This is a genomic window from Bartonella sp. AC10YNML (assembly GCF_042196825.1).
Classification (GTDB): domain Bacteria; phylum Pseudomonadota; class Alphaproteobacteria; order Rhizobiales; family Rhizobiaceae; genus Bartonella.
Genome location: NZ_JBHIRA010000009.1, coordinates 16,586 through 40,233 on the forward strand (window position 1 = coordinate 16,586; position 23,648 = coordinate 40,233).

The 23,648-nt window shown below is 40.7% G+C and carries 20 protein-coding genes; 3 read left to right on the forward strand and 17 right to left on the reverse strand.

Annotation, left to right across the window (positions count from 1 at the left end; genetic code table 11):
• Window positions 1–1,364: 1,364 nt before the first annotated feature.
• The 12 genes from ACFINA_RS05885 to ACFINA_RS05940 form a co-directional block, all read right to left on the reverse strand.
• Window positions 1,365–2,369: a phage tail protein gene (locus ACFINA_RS05885; RefSeq protein ID WP_375615223.1), complete on the reverse strand. Its 1,005-nt coding sequence runs from the start codon at window positions 2,367–2,369 to the stop codon at window positions 1,365–1,367.
• Complete coding sequence (locus ACFINA_RS05890; RefSeq protein ID WP_375609349.1) at window positions 2,366–3,505, reverse strand: tail fiber domain-containing protein; 1,140 nt, start codon at window positions 3,503–3,505, stop codon at window positions 2,366–2,368. Before ACFINA_RS05890 ends, ACFINA_RS05885 begins: the two co-directional genes overlap by 4 nt.
• Complete coding sequence (locus tag ACFINA_RS05895) at window positions 3,502–3,954, reverse strand: hypothetical protein (RefSeq protein ID WP_375607088.1); 453 nt, start codon at window positions 3,952–3,954, stop codon at window positions 3,502–3,504. Before ACFINA_RS05895 ends, ACFINA_RS05890 begins: the two co-directional genes overlap by 4 nt.
• 405 nt (window positions 3,955–4,359) lie before the next feature.
• Window positions 4,360–5,823 carry a hypothetical protein gene (locus ACFINA_RS05900; protein WP_375607022.1) on the reverse strand — a complete coding sequence of 488 codons (1,464 nt, stop codon included), beginning with the start codon at window positions 5,821–5,823 and terminating at the stop codon, window positions 4,360–4,362.
• Window positions 5,824–6,603: 780 nt separating this feature from the next.
• Window positions 6,604–7,293 carry a hypothetical protein gene (locus ACFINA_RS05905; protein WP_375615224.1) on the reverse strand — a complete coding sequence of 230 codons (690 nt, stop codon included), beginning with the start codon at window positions 7,291–7,293 and terminating at the stop codon, window positions 6,604–6,606.
• Window positions 7,294–7,376: 83 nt separating this feature from the next.
• The gene (locus tag ACFINA_RS05910) at window positions 7,377–8,495 is read right to left on the reverse strand and encodes a N4-gp56 family major capsid protein (RefSeq protein WP_375607024.1); all 1,119 of its coding nucleotides are present in this window, start codon (window positions 8,493–8,495) and stop codon (window positions 7,377–7,379) included.
• 274 nt (window positions 8,496–8,769) lie between these two features.
• Entirely contained in the window at window positions 8,770–9,546 is a 777-nt protein-coding gene (locus tag ACFINA_RS05915; RefSeq protein ID WP_375609347.1) for a hypothetical protein, read from the reverse strand.
• Between the two features lie 179 nt (window positions 9,547–9,725).
• On the reverse strand, window positions 9,726–9,875 hold the full coding sequence (locus tag ACFINA_RS05920) for a hypothetical protein (RefSeq protein WP_375608193.1): 150 nt from the start codon (window positions 9,873–9,875) through the stop codon (window positions 9,726–9,728).
• 109 nt (window positions 9,876–9,984) lie between these two features.
• Entirely contained in the window at window positions 9,985–11,808 is a 1,824-nt protein-coding gene (locus ACFINA_RS05925) for a portal protein (RefSeq protein WP_375615225.1), read from the reverse strand.
• Window positions 11,808–13,169: a PBSX family phage terminase large subunit gene (locus ACFINA_RS05930; protein WP_375607027.1), complete on the reverse strand. Its 1,362-nt coding sequence runs from the start codon at window positions 13,167–13,169 to the stop codon at window positions 11,808–11,810. Before ACFINA_RS05930 ends, ACFINA_RS05925 begins: the two co-directional genes overlap by 1 nt.
• A gap of 882 nt (window positions 13,170–14,051) precedes the next feature.
• Complete coding sequence (locus ACFINA_RS05935) at window positions 14,052–14,294, reverse strand: hypothetical protein (RefSeq protein WP_375615226.1); 243 nt, start codon at window positions 14,292–14,294, stop codon at window positions 14,052–14,054.
• A gap of 511 nt (window positions 14,295–14,805) precedes the next feature.
• Complete coding sequence (locus ACFINA_RS05940) at window positions 14,806–15,135, reverse strand: hypothetical protein (RefSeq protein WP_375615240.1); 330 nt, start codon at window positions 15,133–15,135, stop codon at window positions 14,806–14,808.
• 796 nt (window positions 15,136–15,931) lie between these two features.
• Between ACFINA_RS05940 and ACFINA_RS05945 the strand changes: the two genes are divergently transcribed.
• The 3 genes from ACFINA_RS05945 to ACFINA_RS05955 all read left to right on the forward strand — a co-directional run bounded on the left by ACFINA_RS05945 (window position 15,932) and on the right by ACFINA_RS05955 (window position 18,964).
• The gene (locus tag ACFINA_RS05945) at window positions 15,932–16,300 is read left to right on the forward strand and encodes a helix-turn-helix domain-containing protein (RefSeq protein ID WP_375610670.1); all 369 of its coding nucleotides are present in this window, start codon (window positions 15,932–15,934) and stop codon (window positions 16,298–16,300) included.
• A 549-nt stretch (window positions 16,301–16,849) separates the two neighbouring features.
• On the forward strand, window positions 16,850–17,218 hold the full coding sequence (locus tag ACFINA_RS05950) for a helix-turn-helix domain-containing protein (RefSeq protein WP_375614713.1): 369 nt from the start codon (window positions 16,850–16,852) through the stop codon (window positions 17,216–17,218).
• Window positions 17,219–18,592: 1,374 nt separating this feature from the next.
• Window positions 18,593–18,964 carry a helix-turn-helix domain-containing protein gene (locus tag ACFINA_RS05955; protein WP_375607029.1) on the forward strand — a complete coding sequence of 124 codons (372 nt, stop codon included), beginning with the start codon at window positions 18,593–18,595 and terminating at the stop codon, window positions 18,962–18,964.
• 1,242 nt (window positions 18,965–20,206) lie between these two features.
• Here the strand turns inward: ACFINA_RS05955 and ACFINA_RS05960 are convergent.
• The 5 genes from ACFINA_RS05960 to ACFINA_RS05980 form a co-directional block, all read right to left on the reverse strand.
• Window positions 20,207–20,602: a hypothetical protein gene (locus tag ACFINA_RS05960; RefSeq protein WP_375607030.1), complete on the reverse strand. Its 396-nt coding sequence runs from the start codon at window positions 20,600–20,602 to the stop codon at window positions 20,207–20,209.
• A gap of 271 nt (window positions 20,603–20,873) precedes the next feature.
• On the reverse strand, window positions 20,874–21,005 hold the full coding sequence (locus tag ACFINA_RS05965) for a hypothetical protein (protein WP_375607031.1): 132 nt from the start codon (window positions 21,003–21,005) through the stop codon (window positions 20,874–20,876).
• 263 nt (window positions 21,006–21,268) lie between these two features.
• Window positions 21,269–22,504, reverse strand: coding sequence for an MFS transporter (locus tag ACFINA_RS05970; RefSeq protein ID WP_375607032.1), 1,236 nt, complete (start codon window positions 22,502–22,504; stop codon window positions 21,269–21,271).
• A 448-nt stretch (window positions 22,505–22,952) separates the two neighbouring features.
• Window positions 22,953–23,108 (reverse strand): hypothetical protein, encoded by a 156-nt coding sequence (locus tag ACFINA_RS05975; protein ID WP_375615227.1) that lies wholly within the window; start codon window positions 23,106–23,108, stop codon window positions 22,953–22,955.
• 267 nt (window positions 23,109–23,375) lie between these two features.
• Window positions 23,376–23,648, reverse strand: a 273-nt coding sequence (locus ACFINA_RS05980; protein ID WP_375615228.1) for a hypothetical protein, incomplete at its 5' end; no start/stop codon positions are given.

Below are 23,648 nucleotides of genomic sequence, written 5' to 3' on the forward strand. Positions count from 1 at the left end.
GACAACCTCAGACAACCTCAGACAACCTCAGACAACCTCAGACAACCTCAGACAACCTCAGACAACCTCAGACAACCTCAGACAACCATATGAAAGGCTTTAAAAAAAATTTCCTCATCGAAAATTTTTACAAGGTATTTTTTTAGATTATACTCTATTTTCCACCTAAAATGTTGACTTTATCACCTGATAATCAAAGAAAAATGTTTGATCACCTTGCATGCTGTATCAACCTTTCCCAAAATGACAACGCCCACACCGGTCTTTAAATCCGGTCTTTAAATAATGCCAATCAATAAACAATGGTTTGTAAACAATCTGGCTTCTTATCTAACAGATTTAACTTGGCTTCCCCCTTCAAATGCCTCTTTGTAATGTATCCCTATTTAGAGTAACTCTACAAAAAAAACACTGCTTTAGGAATACTCACAGACGAAAAACACCCTATGCATAAAATTTTAACCACATCTCAAACAATGGTATTTTACAACACAACGGAACAAACTATTGTCTTACAGATTTTCTCGTATCACTCTCATCCTGTTTCAAGAAGTTTCCTGATAAGCACAAAATGCCATCTCAGAGAGTTCAATGCCTCACCATACGTTACAACGCATCACCAACCTGCTGCTTCTAGCCAACAGTACACCCATTTTGAAAGCAAAGAGGAGCCTTTTTTCCTACATGCTTTGCCAAAAAAGGGAGTGCTTCATTTTGCCTTTTCTCACTTTAAATAAACATATCCGTTGACCTCTTCCCACCACCCTCAAAGGACAAAGGTTTTAGCCCCACATCGGTTTGTAAACAATCCAACTCCTCTGAAGGAGCTCCATATCTGCTCATTATTTATATGATTCACTTGCATAATACTTAACCAAGCAAATCCTCCCCAGAACAGTTGCTAATGTATTAAATACTTTAAGCTATCTTACTGATATCACCACCTTCAATAATAGTGTTTTAATGACGGTACTTTACGCTATAATAGGATAAAATTATCTAGGGGCTTTTTGTCATCGCACAGCAGCGGTTTAAACCCAGCACTTGAAACAATGGATCACGATACCACAAGAGAGAGGCATTTGGGATAAAATCTTTATTCCTCAGCAAAAAACGCCATGAATAAAGAAAGTTTTTTGTTCTTTCCCTACCTTTAATAATCACTGTCTTGATCCTCTAAAGAACAATAGATAAACTCACCTTTAGGCATCCAACAAAGGCAGCACAAAAAATAAAAGAATAAAGAGAGTTGAGTTTTTTTTCTAAAGCGCCTCAAAACTTTCTGCACAATATATTCTATAAGACTTTTTTCATAACAAACATTTTGCAAGCATTTTTATCTTTCTCTCACACAGCTTTCATTCTCAGGCTTTGACAGCATAAACCACCGCCACATTGACAGGACGTGTTTCATCTCCCCCTGTTTTTTGCAACAAGACCTTATGTTCATGCTCTCCCGCAGGACCTGTCAACAAATTTTTATTGTAAATTTGAGCCAGATTTCTATAATATTCACCGTGATTCATATCCCAAACTACCTTTTCAATCATGGGGTAACTATGCTGGTGGTTACCTGTTGAATCTGTTTTTCCTTCATGGGTATGAGATTTAAAAGACTCTTCTTGTCGACTTCCCAAGCGACGTCCTTTATCAATTGCTTTTCCACTATCGAGCCCCCGTAAAAACATTCCACGCAAATCGGGAACATTGAATGTTGTTCTCCCATCTCCTTTTCCCCATGTTTCTCCCAAAACAGCAAAGAGATTAGCATAGTTCCTTCGCGAATATTCTTTACCATCACAGAGTAACCATCCAGAGGGTATTTTTTCTGTAGCAAAAGTCCCAATAAATCCAGAAGAAAAAGTTTCAGGCAAAGGAGGAAAAGGAGGGATTTCAGGAAGTTTTATAGTAGGATTGGTTAAAAACCAGCCATCAGCATTTTTTCCGGCAATATCACGCGTATAGACGACTTCATAAAGCCCCCCCTTTTGAATTTCCTCCCCTTTTAAAGGCATGATACCCTCTGGCGTTGCCATATAAGTTGGTCGTGGCGGCAATTGATTCAAAGAAATATTTGTCTTTCCTCTATTGACGCCTTGTGCTTTAAAGCGCACAACAATGCCATCCATATAAGTCTCAAAAAAAGACTTTGTTGCCAAACGAAGTGATGTCCTCTCGTTTTCCACATCGACAGTAAACTGTGTTTCAATCCCGCCCCCATTATCCAACAAATATTCTTTAATGCGTTGCATCATAGCGCGAGCACTATCATTGACTGTGCTTGGCGGTTGCCCTTCTGCCCAGTTTATACTTTCATCGGCATAAGCATTTTCTGATGCAACAATTGACCAATCATAAATCGAACTCATAGAAGATACTCTTTTTTCAAAAAGGGAAAACGAGCAAAAAATGAAGAAAAGAAAGCCGCAACTTTATTTTTAGATGCCGGTATTTTTTCCATTTTCACTTTTTCCATTTTCAAACCTATTTTGTCATAATCAACATGCAATAACTTTGTTTTTGCATTGACATAAACAGCTTCAGGCTTCACACGCAACACATCTTGCGCCATAACGCCCTGATAACGTTGTGGATTTCCTTTATAATTAAAGGTATAAAGTGGATATCCCTTTTTCTGCCCCACAGGGATAATATTTTCTTTTGCTCTCACATCACAAAGCCCTAAAATTCCTCCGACCAATCCAAGCACTTGCTGCGCATCACGCAACGGATCTTTTGTAACAGAAGGTATTGTTGTAGATTTTCCTGAAGTTGTGCCGTAATTTCCAGCGGCCTGTGTTCCTACCTGTAACAAGCGTTCTAAGCGGTTCCAATCTTGATTATCTTTTTCTGACCATTTTTGGCGCTCCGCATCTAAGACATTTTGACGATTCATATCTTGAATCATTCCTCCTTTCAAAGCATTGCTTTGCGCATTACTCTGTCCTTGATAATAGCTATTTGCTGCATTAACCTGATCCTGCTGAGAGCGATCAATCATCTGGTTCGCGTTCATCATATTATTAATATCTTGATTATACTGCTGTACCGCAGCATTTGTTGCCAAGGCGCCTAACTCATCGGCCAGCACACCAGTATGAGCGCCAGAACCATAACGTCCTGCCCCAGACATAGATTGATTAATCGCATCAGAAGTTTTATTCAAAGCATTTTGCAATGCAGTATTAAATTTACTATTGCTTCCAATCCAGCTTCCCTTAGCCATACCGGAAAGATTTGTAGCGCTGTTGGTTGGTGCATTCAACCATTGCGTTACCGTTGGATTGTTATAGAGCCCTGCTGCTTGTTGTAAACCAGTTAGCGCATTTTTTGTCATATCGCTAAGACCGGCAACTCTCTCTCCCTGATAAACGTTTCCACCAATTCCTTTATTATAAAGTCCAAGCGCGTTAGCACTGGCTTGTTTAAGAATATCAGCGGCCCAAGCGGGTGGTGCATTTGTTTGTGTTGTTGTCTGTACTTGAGGTGTTTTTTTTCTACTCATGAACCCAGAACCTTTCTATATTGAATAAGATTACGAGAATATCCGTGATGAGCGAGCTTTTTCGCCCATCCAGTTCTTCCAAACATGTGCATTTCGTCCGCATTGATTGTTCGCGCCCATTTTTCGACTTCATCAATCAACTTGACCAATTTCAGCCCTCCCTCTCCCGCAAGATCTGAGAGAACGACGCATTTTTTTCCCGTATGGGTTATTTCAACTTTGGTAATTGCAAAAGCACTAAATTGGATTTTATTTTTTAAGACCAGCCACAATTGTGCTTGTCCTGTAGCGATTTCTTCAGCAATTTTTTCCAGACAAACATCATCCGGAAAGCGCTGCGCATATTTTTTCAATGCAGCATTGAGTGCCTCTTGATAGGGAGCTATTTTTTCCCATGGCCACTGCTCTGTCAGATGAGCAGAATATAAATCTTGACTCTCAAGCATCATAATTTGGGCTCTTTTAGCTTTGTCACCCCCTCTTTGAGCAATACGCATCCCCATGCATACTTCACGCATTCGTGCTTACCGCACAACTTTCAAAAAGAAGAAGAGAGACACCACAACAAAAAATAATCCCCCATCATCCCTTGTAACAAGAAATAGGGAATACGCCATTCCTACTTTATAGAAACCATGGTGCAGCCTATTTTTCCTTTATTGCAGAAAAGCATGAAACATAACGCACCACATTGTTCTTCATACTATAAAGACACGGCTTATCGCATTGTGCCTTTGTTTATAAAGGCTTGGGAAGCCTATGGGGCATTTGTTCTTTAATAATAGAGGCTTTGAACCTATCGCATGGTATTATAAAAGGGCATGCCTATCGCATGGTATTATAAAAGGGCATGCCTATCGCATGCCGGCAGACGTCAATTCCACATCAAATCCGGTGACATGAGTCCAATTCACCCCTTCAGGAATACGCAATTTAAAGCGATAAAACCGTGCCCTTGCGCGACAATGAATTTGTCCAGTATTATAAGAGGGTTGTTTTTCTGGCAACCAAACAGTTTCCTCTTCAAGAGATTGTCGAAAGCGCATTCCCACAGATAAATAAAACTTTCCACTATTGACCTGAGGCATAATATTTTTCACGCGTGTTATCATGCCATTTGTCTGTCCCATTTCTTGTGATATCACCACACAAGCCATAGGACACCCAGAAAACGACCCCAGTCTGCCCTGTTGATCAAATGCCCCCAGCATAGGTGATTCATTTCTCCACACTTTACTATCAAGAGAAAAGGACAAATCGTCAATATTCTTAGTCACAAAATCAAGACCTTCTAGAGTTGTTCCGGCTAAGAAAATAGGCAATATCATTTTGATATCGACGAGAGCTTTTGTCCATTTTTGCAATCCCCAATCATAAATGAGCAAGATCCGTTTATGAATGTTCTCATCAGAATCAACCATCCAATAAACACGATTATACACCCCATCGATAGCAGCCGACAGGGTGTACAGATTATCCTTCCTTGATTTTGCTGTCATCGTTCGATCCACTTTTTCGAACCCAATAGGGATAATCTGTCCCTCATTTGTTATTTGATAAAAACCGCCCTCATCGGCAAAGAATGCTAAATCGCCCCGACAAACGATTGATTCAGCATTTTTAGCGCCTCGTTTATCGTGGATTTTTTGGAAACTAAAAATAATCTTTGATCCAGGGATAAAAGAACCGGCATAGATTGCAGAACGCATAAAGATAATTGGATTTGTTGTCTCGGTTGCCCCTTGGACGAATCCGCCATCAGGAAAATCTTGATAATCACAACTTTTTTTCCCCACGGTCCAAAATTCAGCATCATTCAATCCAGACCAATGAACCCGTCTTGGATTTTCGGTTAATTTCATCAAACAAACGAAATCTCCCCAGATTCGAACAATCCCCGCCTGTGGCGGATTACCTCCTAAATTTCTAAATGTTTTATCATGGTTAATATCGATCACTTGTGGTCTATCATTGGCATTAACAGCAATGATCAAATCACCAAACAAAGCAAAAGACCACGGAGCATCGATATTAGCAAGATAAGATTTTCCTTTTTGGCTAATATCCCTCCACTTCATTGTTGTATTATCAAGCAAGTAGATTTTTTCTCTTGTCCCAGCAATAATAGAAACCCCATTTTTTGTTTTAACCGCAAGAGCGCCTAAAATTGGCTCCGGACAAGGCTCTGATAAAGGTTCAAAACTTGGCATAGGAATATAGGAGCCATCAGCTGGAAGCACATTAACAAGTTCATCAGTAAAAATTCCATTGATATCCGCCACATCGGGTCGATAATCAGCGATTGGGAAAAAAGCCATCAAGACCCCCATAAAATCTTTGAAGAGCCCAGTGCCATTCAAGACACCAAGGCTTATTAATAATAAAAAAACTACAAAAGCCCTTAGAACAAAACTCTAAAGGCATAAAATTTAAGAAAATAAACAACCTTAGGTTGTTTAATGCATCAAAAAAACGATACCATCAATAATAGCCACCCCAACGCCATCCACCAGCGCCAAACCAAAATCAACTGCCCGCAATCACCCACAATGACGGGGGAAAAAGCCATTAAGGCCCCCATAAAATCTTTGAAGAGCCCAGTGCCATTCAAGACACCAAGGCTTATTGATAAAAACTATAAAAGCCCTTAGAACAAAACTCTAAAGGCATAAAATGCAAGAAAATAAACAACCTCAAGTTGTTTAATTCATCGAGCAAAATGTGACCATAAAGAATGGTGGAGCCCAACGCCATCCACCAGCGCCTAACCAAAACCAACCGTCGTCACCAATCCCCATGATTGGGAAAGAGCCTTAAAACCCTTCATAAAATCTCTAAAAGAGCCCAGTGCCATTCAAAACACCAAGGCTTATTGATAAAACTAACCATAAAAGCCCTTAGAACAAAACTCTAAGGACATAAAGTACCATAATACACAACCTCAGGCTGTCTCATTTATCGAGCAAAATGTGACCATAAAGAATGGTGGAGCCCAACGCCAAACACCAGCGCTTCACCATCAACACCCAACGCGCATCCAACCATAAAGGACAAACCAACCTTCAACGCCCGCCATAAACGATTTCGAAAAAAGCCTTTTAAAAACGCATTGGACGAATTTTTGAAGAACCTTTTCGACGCGATGTTTCAATACGCAAAGCTTGAAGCTGTTCTTGAAAATCTCTGAAAGAAACGGCGGCATATTCAGGATCTTTAAGGATATTTTTATACAATTCATATTTTGCCCGCGCTTTAATAAGATCAAAAGCATGAAGCAACCAAGGATTATCATCTTCTCTCAGCTGTTCATCCGCAATAGGAGCATACGAGAGCTTTACGGTTTCCACATGTTCTGGTGTTGGAAAGAGACCTATTTTTTGATCAAGGTACGTATAAAAGAATGGCGTTCCCAGTACAGGATGCGCGCCATATTGTTGATGCAACACTTCCAAGGGCTTAAAGAACAATTTTGTTGGTGTTTCATCGTTTGTTGCTAAAAAGACGCTCTCTAAAACCTTTTCTGATTTAATACAAATTCCCTCTTCTTGCCCATACCATGTTTTACCACTTTGTGTTTTAAACGTCCTTTCTCTTTTTTCATTAAAGAAAAAGGGTTCGCGTTCACACAAACGCAAAGCCGTAAAAATTGAATCTTGAATTTGCAGGGAATATTCCGCTGTTGTATCGTCAATTTCATCTTGAATAAGCGCGACCATATAAGCAAAAGTTTTAGAATGGTCTGAATGTGTAAGGTTTAGATTTTGGGGATCAGTGGATAAAGTGGTCATAAGCCTGTCCTTGTTTCTGGAAGCATTTTAAATTTTTCCCCCAACAGATCCCTCTTGTTGGGGGAAGAGAGCAAACATTCGCTTTAAGCGGGCGCTCCATAAGTTGGGATGACGATAGTGCCAAAATCCTGAGCCCCTTGCGTACTTCCTGGCAAGGTAAAGCAAGTTTTTTTCATACCGATAATGGTTTTTGCCGCGACCCCGAATTCTCTTTCATAGTCGAAGAGTTCTTCCACCAATTTATAGCGTGTTGCTCCTCGATCTTTACCAAAAGCAATCACAGCACTCTGCGCACCAAGCAGAACAGCCCGCCGCACATTTGGTACAGCTTTATTTGCCGTCCCAGATTCAACCCCTTCGGTAATATGTTCAGCTTCGCGTAAAACCACACCATTATACATGCCCAAAGACCCATCATAGAGCGGATTTTTGATACGACTTCCACTATAGATTGCCTTAGTAATGTCGAGCCATTGCCCCGCATCTGTATTAGTTCGCAATTGCGTCACTTGGGTTGGGTGCAGATACAGCACATAGACATTTTCGCCATCAATCCGCACAGGTCTAATTTTAGGATTTGCCAATTTAGCCCGTTCGACAGCTTTATCAATGAGCTTAAGATCAAAAACATCGCCTTCTTTTAAGTCCTCATCTTTTGCTTTATCGTTAGGACGTACCACGCGTTTATTGGTTGGTGCCGTTGGCGCATTAAACCCATAATGGACAGGTTTAAGAGTAATCGTACGTCCCTCAAAGTTAATAGCTTTTGCGGTATAACCACACACTTGAATGAAGAACATCATACTCAGACGATCTGCATACCAATCAACCAAACCATTTTTTGCCTCGGTGCGCAAATCATGGAGAATTCGTTGCTGATCAATTGTTCCCTCATTTTTGACACGCACAGCATGAACGAGTTCATTAATTGCCAAGCGATCATTGAGAAACTGTAAAGCTTCTTCATTGCCTTCCAATGTCTGCCCTTCACTCACCCCATCGCCTAGCAACTGCACACGCAAATTAAAGCTAATGGCATCCCCACTTGCTTTCGTGGTTTCATCCTTTAATTGTACGATACTGTTTGAATCATTTCCAATCAACGGTGCAATTGGAAGTGCTTTTGAGACTTCTTGGTTTAATAATTTAGACCATGTGCGCACTGCCATTGGGTCATTAAGTCCGATATAAGTTACAGTCATTTTGTCCTCTAAAAGTTTTATTGACATAAAAAACCCGGCAAAGCGCCGGTTGTTAAAACACCACATTTTATTTCAAATGGTGAATAGTTTGTTCGTGAGTTTTATCTAATTTCTGTTAGCGTCTGCCTCCTCCTTATAAGAGCTCTCCTCACCGCATCCGTGCTTTGAGAAATCCCCACTCCCCCCGCCCCTGTTCCCTCAAAAAACGCCTGCCACCTTCACGCCCCAAAAGCCGCTCCACGTTCCCGCAAAAGACCCTGCCACATTTTTGTTTTTAAAATTCTCTTCCCCCCATTAAACGATTAAAAGCAGCTTTATTTTTAGGATCAGCAACCCAAGCGCTAAATTCTGCTTCTGACATTTTATCAAGCATATCCAAAGAAATCGGCCCATTTGGCGTTAAACCGTTATAAGCAGCAAGAGTACGCGCAGAATTGTGTCTTTCCTGTAAATTTTCATCCATGTTATTGGGAACATTTGTGTAGCCAATTTTTTGTGCAATCGTGTAAATCACTTCAGCAGGGTTTTGATTTTTTTGCGCACAATCGCGCAAGATCTGCTTCAACTCATCACCAATTATCGCATCAATATTTTGGGGATCTGCCATCTCAGGATAGAGCGAAGCACAAGCAGCCAACTGTTTAGCCCGCGTTTCATAAATAAAATCGGCGGCTTGATCAAAATCATGATGTTTTTGTTTAACACTGGCAACAGACTGTTGATAGAATGCGTGCAACTGTTCTGCTTCACAAACAGTCGGTTTATCTTGGGGTTTTTCATGTAAAAGCCCTTGTTTTTGGAGTGTTTTTCCCAACCATTGCATATAGCCCATAAAGTCTTTTTGTGGATCTGGTGGAACATCTTCTCCTCCTTGAACCTCTTTTTCTACCTTTTGCGAAGAGGACTGTTTTTGATGCGTTTGCCCTTGGAAATTATCTTCAAGAGTTTTTTCTTCTCTTGCAATTTCACCATCTTCTCCCTCTTGTGTTGAGACCAGAAAATCTTGTTTTAATTGGTTTTGTTCTGCCGGCGTTAAGTGTTCTTGATCCATGACATTAGCCTTTTCTTTTTTTTAACAATAAAATTAAATTTTTCAGATAAAACAGCCTGTGAGCATTTATTCCCTCAATGCTCTCCCATCACTTGGGCTCCACCATTCCCCACCATATTCACCCCACATAACGGCAAGACTCCCTCTCTCCACCTCGATTTTTCCCCAACAATCCTGCCCTATAAAACAGTTCTTTTAAGAAAAGGGAGCCCATGCACACTATGGAAATCGATAAGCCCATTTTGCGCCCACCATTCCCCACCATGTTCACCCCACATAACGGCAAGACTCCCTCTCCACCCTGTTTTCCCCAACAGGGATAGTTCCATAAAACAGCTCTTCGAAGATAAAGGAAGACGACATTATGCTATGGAAATTGTATCGATAAGCAATTTCTGGTAGATGGAATTTATCAGAAGTCGCGCATGACAAAGCGTCCTATTGTTGAGCCTTTACTGTCTGCAACATCTGCATTATCTGCTCTGTTCCCACATTACCCCCCATCTGTGCTGAGGCATTTTGCTCTTCTTGGAGAGCGTTTTGCGCCTTTATAGCGATTTTATGAATGAGTGAAGCGGGTAAAGGCGAATAGCGTAAAAGATCGAGCATAATCTCTGGCGTTGCAAAATTTTGCATCAAAGGAAGCAATTGCATGATCAATGCAAAAGTACGCTCTTTTTCATTAAGACTTGTTGGCGCATCATCCACGACAATATCATATTCCAAACTTGTCACCATTTCGCGTGTCAGTGGAACATATTGAGCATTTTCATCCCCGGCAATACGGACCAACCGCCCATCGGAGAGATAATTTTGAATAAGATAGAGAATAATTTTTCCCTGTCGTTGCCGATATCGACGCAACCCATCAAAAAAGGAAGCCAAAAGATTAAGTGACGATTGTCGCCGTTGTTGTTCAAGAATGCCAGGCTGATTGACAGCTCGCGTCCCAATAAATTCAGAAGACAATCCCGTCACCTGTTCGAGAGCACTCTTTGCTTCATTAAACAATTGAAAAAAACCTTGCGGAAATTGCGCCACGGGTTTAGGCTGGATTCTTCCGCCAGAGACAGCCCCACTTTTCAACCAAGTAATACTATCGGCTCTAGCCCAACTCTCGACGGCTTGTCGATCATCATCAAAAGCATCGCGTTCTGCCATAATGCCGCCTTTTGATTGGCTATTGAGCAAATGCATTACTTGACTAAAATATTTGTTTGCCCACCGTTGCGGATCTTTTGTTGGCTTAACAATTCCGTAAAACTGTCGGCTTAACTTATCAAAAGTACCGGTAATACACTCCCATCCCAATTGATTGGGTGGAACCAAGGGCTTATCAGGCGCTTCGAGCAGCTTTCTGCCCAAAAATGCCCGTTTGACAATTTTTTTGGTCAACTTTGTTGCTTGAATATGAGGAAAGGTTTTGCTTAAATTTTGGAAATCCTGCTCTGAATAATCGATAAATTTTCCACTTTGCGGCTCAAGGACTTTATAAACCACCTCGCGTTCAAACCAGCGACATTCTGCCAATGTCACCATTTTAGGACGTTGATAACAGCTTGCCTCTTCTCCCTCTACCTGATAACTTTGTGTCACCCCACTACTGGTTGGCTGTAAAAAGCTCTGATGTTTCACCCAATCAGCATGAAGATCGCTCCAATGAACATTTGGAAACATTTCCTGCGCTACGGCAAGAGGTTTTTCATCAATATACCATAAGCGTTGAGCATCAATGAGATTAGACTTAACAGCACTTGCATCCCACACCATTTTCATAGGGTCCAGCCGCGCAATGATTGGTTTTCCTTGTGGATCTTGTTCATAATCAAGGCGTGTATCTGTCCAGCCCATGCCGCAAATAATTGCATCTTGAAAGGCATCGGAATCTTCGTATTCGCCGTCGGCTTCATCGCGAAACCATTCGGCTGCTCCTGTTAGAATCTGATTAGCAAAAGCTGCACCTTCTTGTCGTGGAATAAATTGGACTTGTCTTTTATTATTGCGCTCAGCACCGATCACAGCATTAATTAAAGGTGCAATACGGTTAAAAGTCATCACCGGTCTGTTTTGTTCGTGCAAGACGGCAAGGTCTTGCTCATTCCATTGCCGCCCATTATAAAAATCGTAATCTTCTTGGGCATTTTTTCGCCATTTTTCGACATGGGTAATATCATCCTGATACCAACCCACGAGTTTTTTAAAGAGAGCTTGATTTTCAAGCGTTTCGATTTGATCAAAAGAAGAATTTGTAGACATATTCATTAAAAAGCCATCCATGAAGTTTGAGAATGGTGAGAAGAGCGATAAGTTTTTTTTCGCACTCTAGCATTTGGTTGTTCATAAGCCACACACATCAGTCCAAAGGCATCGGCCCCATGGCTTGCCCAATCATGTTCAGCCCCTAGACCGATATTGCGCTGTTCATCACGCTTTTCATGATACCAGGCGAGCGCTTTTCTCCCCGCAGATGTTGTTTCACGATTAAACCATAGTGCAGGAAACAACCGCCTTACGGCTTCGATACGCATTTTAACAGCGCCTGTTCCTTGATTAGGAATTATTTTGGTTTGAAAACCAGCTTGTTGAAGAGCACTTTCAAAACTCACATTATAGACACGATCTTTTGTTGCGCCATCATGAGGCAAGACCATAAGAGCCTTATCATATCCCTTTTGAAAGACCCACCCCACATGCTCTGAGAGAGGTTGTCCTTGGGCTTCATAATAATCGAGCACTCGGATTTCCCTTCCAACAAACTGCGCCACCCACAATGCGGTAGCATCGGCCTTTGCGCCTGTTCCCCCAATATCCCAAAAGATTCTCACCTGCATCAAAGGGTCCCGTGGAACAGTGGTAATCCGCCCTTCCATCTCGGCTTCGAGCAGACATTTCTGATAATAAGCGCCTTGCACAGCTTGGAGATATTCTCCTTCCCAAATATGGTTATACTGCTCTGGTCTTTGCTGTAAATCGTCCATTCGATCACGATTGAGTTTTTCAGGAAATTGCGGATTATCGCGCCAATTGATTTCCACCCCTTTGATATGAGGATTATCGACATTTCGGAAACGTTTTTCCACGGGTGCATTTTCATGACATGGGTTCCATGTCACCCATAATTCTGCATTCCAATCTTTTCCTTCTTCGCGCAAAGTTGGAATAAGTGTTTGCCAAGCGGTCTCGGTCACGGGCTCGGCTTCATCGACCCAACAAAGGAAGACGCGCCCCATTGATTTAATGCTTGCGATATTGCGATCAAGTCCAGCAAAGACATAGACAATCCGTCCATCTTTTGACTTAATATATTTATCGCCGATTTCATAATAGTCTTGTAAAAAAGAATAAGCTTCGATAGCGCGTTTAATTTCTTCCAACGAACTTTCATTAAGAGAATTTTGAAATTGCCTTGCACAAAGGATAATACCGCGTTCTCCAGCCATTCCATGGCGATATCCCACCACGGCCGACATCAAAGCAAAAGAACGTGTTTTTCCAGAACCGCGTCCTCCCCAAGCGGCTCGCACATCGGCATTTCCAGTAAAAACAGGAATAAGCTTTGGAATAAGAGCTACTTGAGCCGTTTTCTGCTCAATTTTTTGAGAAATTTTCTGAACCGTTGTCATTATAAATTTTCATACTTTAGCAATAATTGCGCTGCACCCTTTTGCTTATCCCAAGTTTCATTATCCCAGAGCAATTGAACAAAAAGAGCAATTGAACGAAAAACGCCCTTCTCAAAAGCAGCGCTTTATCTTTTCTTCATCGCACATGTTCAATAAATTTCACTTTTTTACATGAGATCCCCTTGACTCCACCTATATGCCCCAACGTCCTTATCCCCCCAAAGATCATTATCTCCCCAAAGGTCCCTATTTCCCCATCACACCCCTCAAACACCGCGCCTGTCATCCCCCAACCACAAGCACAGTATCCCCCCAAATCATAGCCTCAGCACACGCTCTCAGGCATATCCAAAGCCCAACATCCTCCAAGACCATGCCTCTCAAGCATCACCAATCCTCACACTTTATCCCCCAAGATACCCCACCAAAACACATGCATCCCGCAAGCATAACACTTCTCTCAAGTTTCATGCCCCTCACCCATCAAAACACTGTTCCATATCCACCACACAAATACCCTGCACCAAACCCTCCAGCACACGGGCCCTTACGGCATCATTTACCAAAGCCCCTTCCCAGTATCACGAGCGCCTACAAGCACGATAGCCTCCGCTTCAATCCCCTCAAGATAGGCAATCACTAAAGCATCCCCCTTCCAAGACATCACCCCACATCATCCACCTCAACCTAACATTTTTCAATATCACAAGCCTCAGTGACCAAAGGATCACACTTCTCCGGTTCAGTATTTTTGGGCTTCACTGGCACAATCTCAATACGCGAAACTGTTTTAACATCTCCCCCATTTCAATAACGAGAAAAGACCAAACCTTCACCAGAAATCCAAAACAGCAAATATCATCAAGCACTCCCCAACATCTTTCAGGTATCGCGCCCCTCACGCATCGCCATAAAAGCATCTTGCCCGCCCCCTTCACACAGACCACCCCAGACACCATATACCCCCAAAAAACACCATATGCACCGAAGTCTCCTCCAGTCCACGTCCTCATGCATCCCCCACCAAAGCCCCTTCCCAGTATCACGAGCGCCTACAAGCATGATAGCCTCCGCTTCAATCCCCTCAAGATAGGTAATCACCAAAGCATCCCCCTTCCAAGACATCACCCCACATCATCCACCTCAACCTAACATTTTTCAATATCACAAGCCTCAGTGACCAAAGGATCACACTTCTCCGGTTCAGTATTTTTGGGCTTCACTGGCACAATCTCAATACGCGAAACTGTTTTAACATCTCCCCCATTTCAATAACGAGAAAAGACCAAACCTTCACCAGAAATCCAAAACAGCAAATATCATCAAGCACTCCCCAACATCTTTCAGGTATCGCGCCCCTCACACATCGCCATAAAAGCATCTTGCCCTCGCCGCTTCACACAGACCACCCCAGACACCATATACCCCAAAAAACACCATATGCACCGAAGTCTCCTCCAGTCCACGCCCTCACGCTTCCCCCACCAAAGCCCAACAACTTCACAGCTCACACGCCTAAAGCACACGCCCCTCACCGCAATTTCAATCATAAGCTTTCAGACAAACACCTAGCATCCCCGTTCAAAGACTATATCCCTTAAACATCATGTGCCCAACCCAACATTTTCTCGTAGCTTCAAGCCTCAGTAACCAAAGAATCAGGCTTCTCCGGTTCAGTATTTTTGGGCTTCACTGGCACAATCTCAATACGCGAAACTGTTTTAACATCTCCCCCTGCTTCTCCCGTAACCTGAAGAGGCAAGACTTTTGCCAGCAGCGAAAAAAAAGGAACAGGATTATTCAACGCATGATATTGAAGATAAGACACCAGCCCATCCTCACCATAGTGATATCCAGCCTGCTCAGCGGCTGTCAAAAGAGCTTCATTAAATCGCTTTGTTGTTTTATTCAAAGTTGTTTTTTTACGCCCTTTTCGACGTAAGGGAAGACAATGTTCATCTACCATCATCATGTTCCTTCCAACTAAAGAAAAACCAATACTTCAAACACAAAAAATGACATGAAAATCAGCAACAAAATTTAACAAGCCATCAACAATAAAAAATGAGACCACACCCTAAAAGACAAGAACCCACATAAAGCCAAAATCCTCCACATAATTTTACAGATACACGTTTTTACGCTTTTCCATCTTTACAGAAAAAAAACCAAATGAAACGCCCACATCACCACCCCACGCAGCTCTGTAAACACGGATTTGTCAACAACTCAGCTTCTCACTCTAACGGATTCCCCTGCTGATTATTTCATATGGCTATCTCACACTTCAAAGAATGGTGTTTCATCAAACACGCCAGATAAACTCTGATCTACAATTCGACTTCAAAAAGCAAATTTTCCTCTGCTAAATAAAGCTTCCACCCCGCACCGGTTTTAAACTATAATCCAACCTCTTACCCAATAAATTCCCCTACTAACATCAGATTACCACCCCCAAACATCCCTATTTTACAGTATAACCGTACAGCAAACATTTTAATTGTTCTTGCCAATCTTCCGAAACTACTTTACTGATAGGCTTGTGTTTTTGATCGTCCACGCAACGGTCAAATAGGGAGTTGAAAACCCGAACGCTCGGTACATAAATTTATCCCGCTTTGCGGATATCCCGGAATTCCGGGAGTTTTTGCTATGTCCAAGTGCTTTTCAGCACTAAAAGCAAAAAGCTGATCCGAGTGTCAGTATTTTCAACCTCCCGGAATACTCATGCGAGGGCGCTCGCAACCGGAGGGGAGCTTGAAGTGCAAACTAAAAATTCACATTTCAATGATATTTCAATAGGCAAAAGAATCCGTCACAGACGCATTTCAATGGGGCTTTCTCAAAAGGAATTAGGAAGCCATTTAGGTGTCAGTTTCCAACAAATCCAGAAATACGAAAAAGGTTTAAATCGTGTAAGCGCGGGGTGTTTGCTCGAAATTGCCAAAAAACTAGAGGTTCCTATGAACTTTTTTTATGCGGACCTTTTAACAGCAGATATTCCCACAAAGGAAAATCTCTCACACCACGATCAAGACACCTATAGCGAAAAAGAACACGCCCTTTTAAAAAACTTTAGAGAACTCGAAGCGAAAAAACAAAAAGCAATCTTGTGGTTAATTTCTGATTAGACAAAAGCACCCCGTCAACATCCCTCACCAATATATCCAACACCCTTAAAATATAAGCTTCAGATCACGACACCTCAAAGAAGGCAATTTTATCAAACACGCCAGATAAGCTCTGATCTACAATTCGACTTCAAAAAGCAAATTTTCCTCTGCTGAATAAAGCTTCCACCCCGCACCGGTTTTAAACTATCATCCAACCTCTTCCCCAGTAAATTCCCCTACTAACATCAGATTACCACCCCCCCCAAACATCCCTATTTTACAATATAACAGACTAGAAAATCTTTTAATTGTTCTTGCCAATCCCTTGAAATTACTTTATCACTCAAAGGATATTTTGATCGTCCACGCAACGATTAATAAGGGATAGTAAAGCCCTAAGCTCTAGCGTAAGAATGAACCCACTTTGTGGGTGTCCCGGGATTCCGGGAGTTTTTGCTATGTCCAGGTGTGATAAGCACTAAAAGCAAAAATGCTGACTAGAGCTCAGTACTTTACTACTCCCGGAATACCAATGCGAGGGCGCTCGCAACCGGAGGGGAGCTTGAAGTGCAAACTAAAAATTCACATTTCAATGATATTTCAATAGGTAAAAGAATCCGCCATAGACGACTTTCAATGGGACTTTCTCAAAAGGAATTAGGAAGCCATTTAGGTGTCAGTTTCCAACAAATCCAAAAATATGAAAAAGGTTTAAATCGTGTAAGCGCGGGGTGTTTGCTCGAAATTGCTAAAAAACTAGAGGTTCCTATGAACTTTTTTTATGCGGACCTTTTAACAGCAGATATTCCCACAAAAGAACATGCCTTACACCACGATCAAGACACATACAGCGAAAAAGAATACGCCCTTTTGAAAAACTTTAGAGAACTCCAGCCGAAAAAACAAAAAGCAATCTTGTGGTTGATTTCTGATTAGACAAAAGCACACCCATCAACATCCCTCGCCAATATATCCAACATCCTTTAAATATAAGCTTCAGATCACGACACCTCAAAGAAGGCAATTTTATCAGACACGACAGATAAGCGCTGCCCTAAAATATTCCCTCACACACTTTTCTCCAGTCAACGCGATTTATACCCCTCTTCATCCCAGCTTTCCCCGCTCCATTCACAAACGCGTCCCCTAGTTCTCCATATTCCATGCCAAGACAAAAGCATACAACACATAAATCCTTCACTTCAATTTTACAGATTCACGTTTTTACGCTTTTACATCTTTACAGAAAGAAGCCAAACGAAATTTTTCCCCCAGCGTCTTACACTGCGTTGTCAAGAATCCGACATCTTGTAGCAGTTTCCTCCTACCAAGCACTTAGACAGATCAGCACACCATACCCCTCAAACAACGGATTCAACAAGCAAGCCTTCTCTGAATATTCTTACACCCATCCCTCTCCAACACAAAGAGCGAAAGCTCCTACAAATACCGATCAATTCCGCTTCGAAGCAAAGACCCACCCAAAAGACAAAGCTTCACACACACACCAAAAAGCTTCTCCCACAGCGCCAATTTTCACATGCTTCATCCTAGCTTTCCACTTCATTTGCAGACTCGTTCCCCAGTCCTCTCACCCCATTCCATGCCAAGACAAAAGCATACAACACATAAATCCTTCACTTCAATTTTACGGATTCACGTTTTTACGCTTTTACATCTTTACAGAAAACAACCAAACGAAATTTCCAAACCAGCCCACCACTCAATAAACAAGAGTCTGTAAACAATTCAACTTTTATCGCGTATATTGCACTTGGAAAACACCCCTCACCACCCCTCAAAGGATACTGTTTCACCAGACACGGATAGATAACCTCTACCCTCAAATATCCAGACACTCTCACAAAAAGCACCGTATAAATTGATATGCTTGAAGATCCGTCGACGGCATATCCTTGCCTCTAATGCCCCCATCTCACCCTACCTCAAATGACAATATTTTACAGCATAAGGCATAAGGCATAAGGCATAAGAAGATAATGAGACAGTTTTTAAGATACAAAAAAATGCTCTCATTTTCCAAATCTTTTAATTGTTCTTGCCAATCTTTTGAAATTACTTTATCACTCAAAAGGTGCTTTGGTCGTCTACGCAGCGATCAATAGGGAGTTGAAGCCCGAAAACTCAAACATTAATTTACCCCACTTTGTGGGTATCCCGGAGTTCCGGGAGTTTTTGCTATGTCCAAGTGCATCTTCGCACTAAAAGCAAAAAGCTGATTTGAGTTCAGTGCTTTCAACCTCCCGGAATACCAATGCGAGGGCGCTCGCAACTGGAGGGGAGCTTGAAGTGCAAACTAAAAATTCACATTTCAATGATATTTCGATAGGCAAAAGAATTCGTCACAGACGCATTTCAATGGGACTTTCTCAAAAAGAGTTAGGAAGCTATTTAGGCGTCAGTTTTCAACAAATCCAAAAATATGAAAAAGGCTTCAATCGTGTAAGCGCAGGACGCTTACAAGAAATTGCCAACATCTTAAAAGTTCCCATTACCTTTTTTTATGCCGATATTGCGATAAAAGCAGATATTCCCACAAAGGAAAATGCTCTCCCCCATGATCAAGACACCTATAGCGAAAAAGAACACGCCCTTTTAAAAAACTTTAGAGAACTCAAACCGAAAAAACAAAAAGCAATCTTGTGGTTGATTTCTGATTAGACAAAAGCCCATCAATCGACATCCGTTGCCAATATTCCCCTCAGCCTAAAGCCTTGCCCGCCTGATACCACCAGATCTCAAAAAACGGTTCACGACACCGGTTTACGACATCATAGGATAACAAACTTCAAAATAGGATAACAAACACCAGAACCTTGGAAAAACATCCCCACCCCTCTCACAGAATCTTATCAAAAGATCTCATCTGATTTAAACGCACAATTCCGATTGTATCATTATGATACCTTTTTACATTTACCTTGTCAAGTTTTTATATTTTTCTTTTGATATTTTTGTGTTTTTCTTTAAGGGGAGCCACATCCCTCAAAACATCTTTCCTGCAAAATGCCCCTCATACAAAACACAATGTCTAAAACAACAAGAGCTAAAATAGGATTCCCCCTAAATAGGATTCCCCCTAAATAGGATTTCCCCTAAATGGGATTTCCCCTAAATGGGATTTCATTGTATTGCTCATTCATCCACTTATTAAAAAACACCTCTCAATTCTTCTCACACCCATTTCACGAATATCCCCCATAAAAATATAATTGTTAAGCTCCGCATAGAATATAAACGCCAACCACGATTTTTCTCTCTTCACATCTCTTTACACATCAGCTCTGCAATCTGTTCACAGCTATTCCCCACACACTCTTCTCCAGAAAACGCACTTCAACAACACTCTTCATCCCAACTTTCTCCTCCATTCACGAAGACACTTCCCCCAATCCTTCCCACCACACTCCATGCCATGATAAAAGCTCTCACAAAGCACAAATCCTCCGCTTCATTTTACAGATTCACATTTCTACGCTTTTACATCATTACAGAACGCAGCCAAAGGAAACTCCCAAACCACCACGCGATAATTTGATAAAAACAAAACACCTTTACAACAATCTCAAACAACAGATTTCTGTAAAGAGCTCATATGAATTTGATTGATCAGATCTGACTATTAGATTGGCATATAGAGCCGTAGAACAGAAAGTAATTTTCTATAAGACAGAAACGATAAAAGCGCTATATAACTGAGACAGAACATGAAGAATTGCAAACAGATAAAACGACATCTTTCTTCGTTACAACACTGAAATTGTAAACGAGACTACGAATAACTATCGTCTGAATATGCAATTTCACATCTGCAAATTTTTATTGATTAATTCAATCCCAACATTTTCCCTGAAACACATTTCTTCATTATCTACTTCTTTGAGACAAACCGGTAAAGGGGTTTCATCTATTATAAGTACGGACATAATAACGCGTTACTCCAACCTCATCATAAGAAACCATAGACATGATACCTGTCTTTATTGGCGTTATTTGATAAGTCAAGATTACACCATTTTGCTGTTTGTTTGGTTGATCTGTATAGATCACGTTATATCCATTCCGTCGCAAGAGATCAATAAATACAGGAGTAAAGTTGTCTTCTGTTTTATTTTTTTTCACAATAAGAGTTGTTGTAGCGGGCGGTAAAGGTTTTTTAAGATTACGAACAAAATCGTTAGCAATTAATTTTACATCATCTTTCGTAATATTTGGACTGACATAACTTGATGAATAATTACTGATAGATGCACAACCAGCCACCAATACAAGCGGTAACGGAAATAAATATTTTGACATCTTAACTCCCCTATTAATTGCATTCTATTCTGAGAAGCTCCTACACCAGAAATAAGAGCCTCCTTTCAAAGAATAGCCTTAACAACATACTGCTTTACTATCAAGCATTAGTTAATCAATTTCTCACTTGTTAAAAAAACGCCACCATCCTCATAGTACTTAAAGCTTATGCTTAACACACAAAATATATATGTTAAAAGTACGAAAAAACACATGTAAAGCATGTAGTATACATATAGTATATGTATACTTACTTTCATGGTGTGTTGCATTACATAAACCAACGCACAGCACCCTTCATTTCCCCTCCATTCACGAAGACACTTCCCCCCAATCCTCGCACCACATTCCACGCCCCCAAAAGCCCAAAGTGACCAAAAACACGCACAATATATGAACCCATAAGTCCTTCACTTCACTTTTACAGATTCACATTTTTACGCTTTTACATCATTACAGAACGAAGCCAAGGAAAGGTTCACCGCCCCGTACCACTCTATAAACAACGGTCTGTAAAGAATTCAAATGCTTGCCTAGCAAGTTTCCACCACTGACCACTCATTCATTTCAGATTCCCCCTTCAAAGAGCTGTGTTTTTATCTCATGAATAAGATAATTAGCGAACCGTCTTTAGAAAAAAGAAAAGGCATGGAGATATCAAATATATCAATGGTCGTCATCGACTGTCGTGTTAAGAGGTGTTAACTCTTTATTTTTCTTAATTTTTACAACGCCAATAATTCCCGTGGAAATAATTAATGCGGACATAGCTAAAAAAGAGCTTAACAATCCCACGAGAGCCAAAAGTCCAGCAATAAAGCCAGAGATTGCTTCCGCAGAGTTCGCTAAAGTTGAAAAGGTTCCAAAACTTTTACCAAAATCTTCACGACGAGAATATAATTGAATAGCTGAGACTAAACCAATATCCACAAAGGCACCCATAAATCCTAAAACAAATGCTAACACGAGAAGGAGTTTTAAATAAAGTCCAGCAGCTAAAGGCATAACAAACAGAATAACCCCATAAAGAAGCCAAAATATCATGAGCTTCAACGATGTAATATTTAATATAATTTTACTATATAACAAACCACCAACAATAGTTCCAACAGCCATGAGAGAAAAAATATAACTAACAAAGTTTTCCTCTCCCCCTATAGAGAGAACAAAAGCTGGAATTAAAAATCTTAAAATTGCACCCGTAAAGAGAATAGCAAACGACGAGCCAACGAGCGTAATAAATAAATTATTATGTTCTGTAGAAATATATTTAAGATATGAAGCTGTTTCTCGATAAATTTTTATAAAATTGAATGATTTATTCTCATTTGAATTTAAATTCGTGAGATTAAATAACACGATAATAGATATAAAATAGGTAAAAAAATCAAAAATGAGTACTGCCGATTTATTTACTAAAAAAAGCAGTATGGAACAAACCAAAGGGCCAATGACGGATGCAGTTTCCATGATAATTTGAGCAATGCTATTGGCCTTTGTAAGATCTTTTATTGAAAACATTCTGGGAATAGCAGCTTGAAAACTTGGTTGGAAAATACTTCTTCCTATCGTTGTACATATTGCTGCAAAAATAAGAACAATGATATGTGCCGTACCTGTTATATAAGTTATAAAAACAAACAATGAAGCTAATAATCTAACAACTTCACTTAAGATGATATTTTTCTTCAAAGAAAAATTATCCGCTAACCAACCTCCTATAGGGCCAAAAAAGAGAAAAGGGATAAATCGAAAAAAATACACAAGACCTGTAAAAAAGGTGTTATCTGTTAATTCTAAGACAAGTAAAATAAAAACAACTTCATAAGCATAATCACCAACTTTAGAAATAAAGAGAGAGCAAAAAAGAGCTAATGGACTCTTTTTTAAAAACAAATTCATATCAACCATCCGATGTTAAACTTAGCTACACTTAAAATTACACTTCCTTCAATACAATTGGTGATATGAACTTCAGAAGAGTCTTTTATTCTAATAAATCGCTTAATAAGTTAAGTGAAAATTTTTAAAGAAATACTCCTATTGATATAAGCATTTACTCTAATATCAAGTAATATCTTTAAAAAAAGAAAGAATGTAAAAACTATTAGATCACAATCTTCCATATTATTACATTGACCTCCACCCCACGTCTCAAAGAATGAAAATTCCCAACCAGCACTAGTCTACAATCCCACTTCAAAAAGCAGCTTTCCCCACAAAATAAAGCTTGCACCCAACCACTCCTCAAGCGACAGCACTTCGTCAGGCTCAACAAATCAAGCCCTATCTCCAAAACCGCCCTCCTTCACGCATCTCTTTGCACCACCGGATTACCCACACTCTCCTCCTATCCATGCGCACTTTCTTCATTCTCCATTCCCCCCTTTTTCTCTCCCATCACACTCTCACAACTTAACAGCACTCTTCCTCCCAACTTCCATTCACGAAGACACTTCCCCCCAATCCTCGCACCACATTCCATACCATGACCAAAAACACGCACAATATATAAATCTATAAGTCCTCCGTTTCACTTTTAAGGATATACATTTTTACGCTTTTACATTATTACAGAACGAAGCCAAGGAAAGGTTCACCACCCCGTACCGCTCTATAAACAACAGTCTATAAATGAACGCAGCTTTTTGCCTAGTACCCCCTTACAATCTTCAGTCGCCCCCCTCAAACGACAACACTTCATAAAGCTCAACAAATCAAGCCCTGCCCTCAAATATTCTAGCTCTTCACTCCCCCCTAAAAGAGCAATGTTTTACGGCATAATAGAATAGAAAATTCTTGATTTTTCTTGCCAAGCTTCTGAAATTACTTTATCACTTAAAGTGTAATTTTGGTCGTCTACGCAACGATCAATAGGGATTAAAAACCCGAAGACTTGACACATAAATTTATCCCGCTTTGCGGGTATCCCGGGATTCCGGGAGATTTTGCTATGTCCAGGTGCTTTGGCACTAAAAGCAAAATGCTGATTCGAGGTCAGTGCTTTCAGGCTCCCGGAATACCAATGCGAGGGCGCTCGCAACCG

What these genes read in the sequence shown, in the direction of transcription:
- ACFINA_RS05885 (WP_375615223.1), bottom strand. Translation starts at nt 2,369, where the DNA reads ATGAGTTCGATTTATGATTGGTCAATTGTTGCATCAGAAAATGCTTAT.
- ACFINA_RS05890 (WP_375609349.1), bottom strand. Translation starts at nt 3,505, where the DNA reads ATGAGTAGAAAAAAAACACCTCAAGTACAGACAACAACACAAACAAAT.
- ACFINA_RS05895 (WP_375607088.1), bottom strand. Translation starts at nt 3,954, where the DNA reads ATGATGCTTGAGAGTCAAGATTTATATTCTGCTCATCTGACAGAGCAG.
- ACFINA_RS05900 (WP_375607022.1), bottom strand. Translation starts at nt 5,823, where the DNA reads ATGGCTTTTTTCCCAATCGCTGATTATCGACCCGATGTGGCGGATATC.
- ACFINA_RS05905 (WP_375615224.1), bottom strand. Translation starts at nt 7,293, where the DNA reads ATGACCACTTTATCCACTGATCCCCAAAATCTAAACCTTACACATTCA.
- ACFINA_RS05910 (WP_375607024.1), bottom strand. Translation starts at nt 8,495, where the DNA reads ATGACTGTAACTTATATCGGACTTAATGACCCAATGGCAGTGCGCACA.
- ACFINA_RS05915 (WP_375609347.1), bottom strand. Translation starts at nt 9,546, where the DNA reads ATGGATCAAGAACACTTAACGCCGGCAGAACAAAACCAATTAAAACAA.
- ACFINA_RS05920 (WP_375608193.1), bottom strand. Translation starts at nt 9,875, where the DNA reads ATGGAACTATCCCTGTTGGGGAAAACAGGGTGGAGAGGGAGTCTTGCC.
- ACFINA_RS05925 (WP_375615225.1), bottom strand. Translation starts at nt 11,808, where the DNA reads ATGAATATGTCTACAAATTCTTCTTTTGATCAAATCGAAACGCTTGAA.
- ACFINA_RS05930 (WP_375607027.1), bottom strand. Translation starts at nt 13,169, where the DNA reads ATGACAACGGTTCAGAAAATTTCTCAAAAAATTGAGCAGAAAACGGCT.
- ACFINA_RS05935 (WP_375615226.1), bottom strand. Translation starts at nt 14,294, where the DNA reads ATGTCTTGGAAGGGGGATGCTTTGGTGATTACCTATCTTGAGGGGATT.
- ACFINA_RS05940 (WP_375615240.1), bottom strand. Translation starts at nt 15,135, where the DNA reads ATGGTAGATGAACATTGTCTTCCCTTACGTCGAAAAGGGCGTAAAAAA.
- ACFINA_RS05960 (WP_375607030.1), bottom strand. Translation starts at nt 20,602, where the DNA reads ATGTCAAAATATTTATTTCCGTTACCGCTTGTATTGGTGGCTGGTTGT.
- ACFINA_RS05965 (WP_375607031.1), bottom strand. Translation starts at nt 21,005, where the DNA reads ATGGGTTCATATATTGTGCGTGTTTTTGGTCACTTTGGGCTTTTGGGG.
- ACFINA_RS05970 (WP_375607032.1), bottom strand. Translation starts at nt 22,504, where the DNA reads ATGAATTTGTTTTTAAAAAAGAGTCCATTAGCTCTTTTTTGCTCTCTC.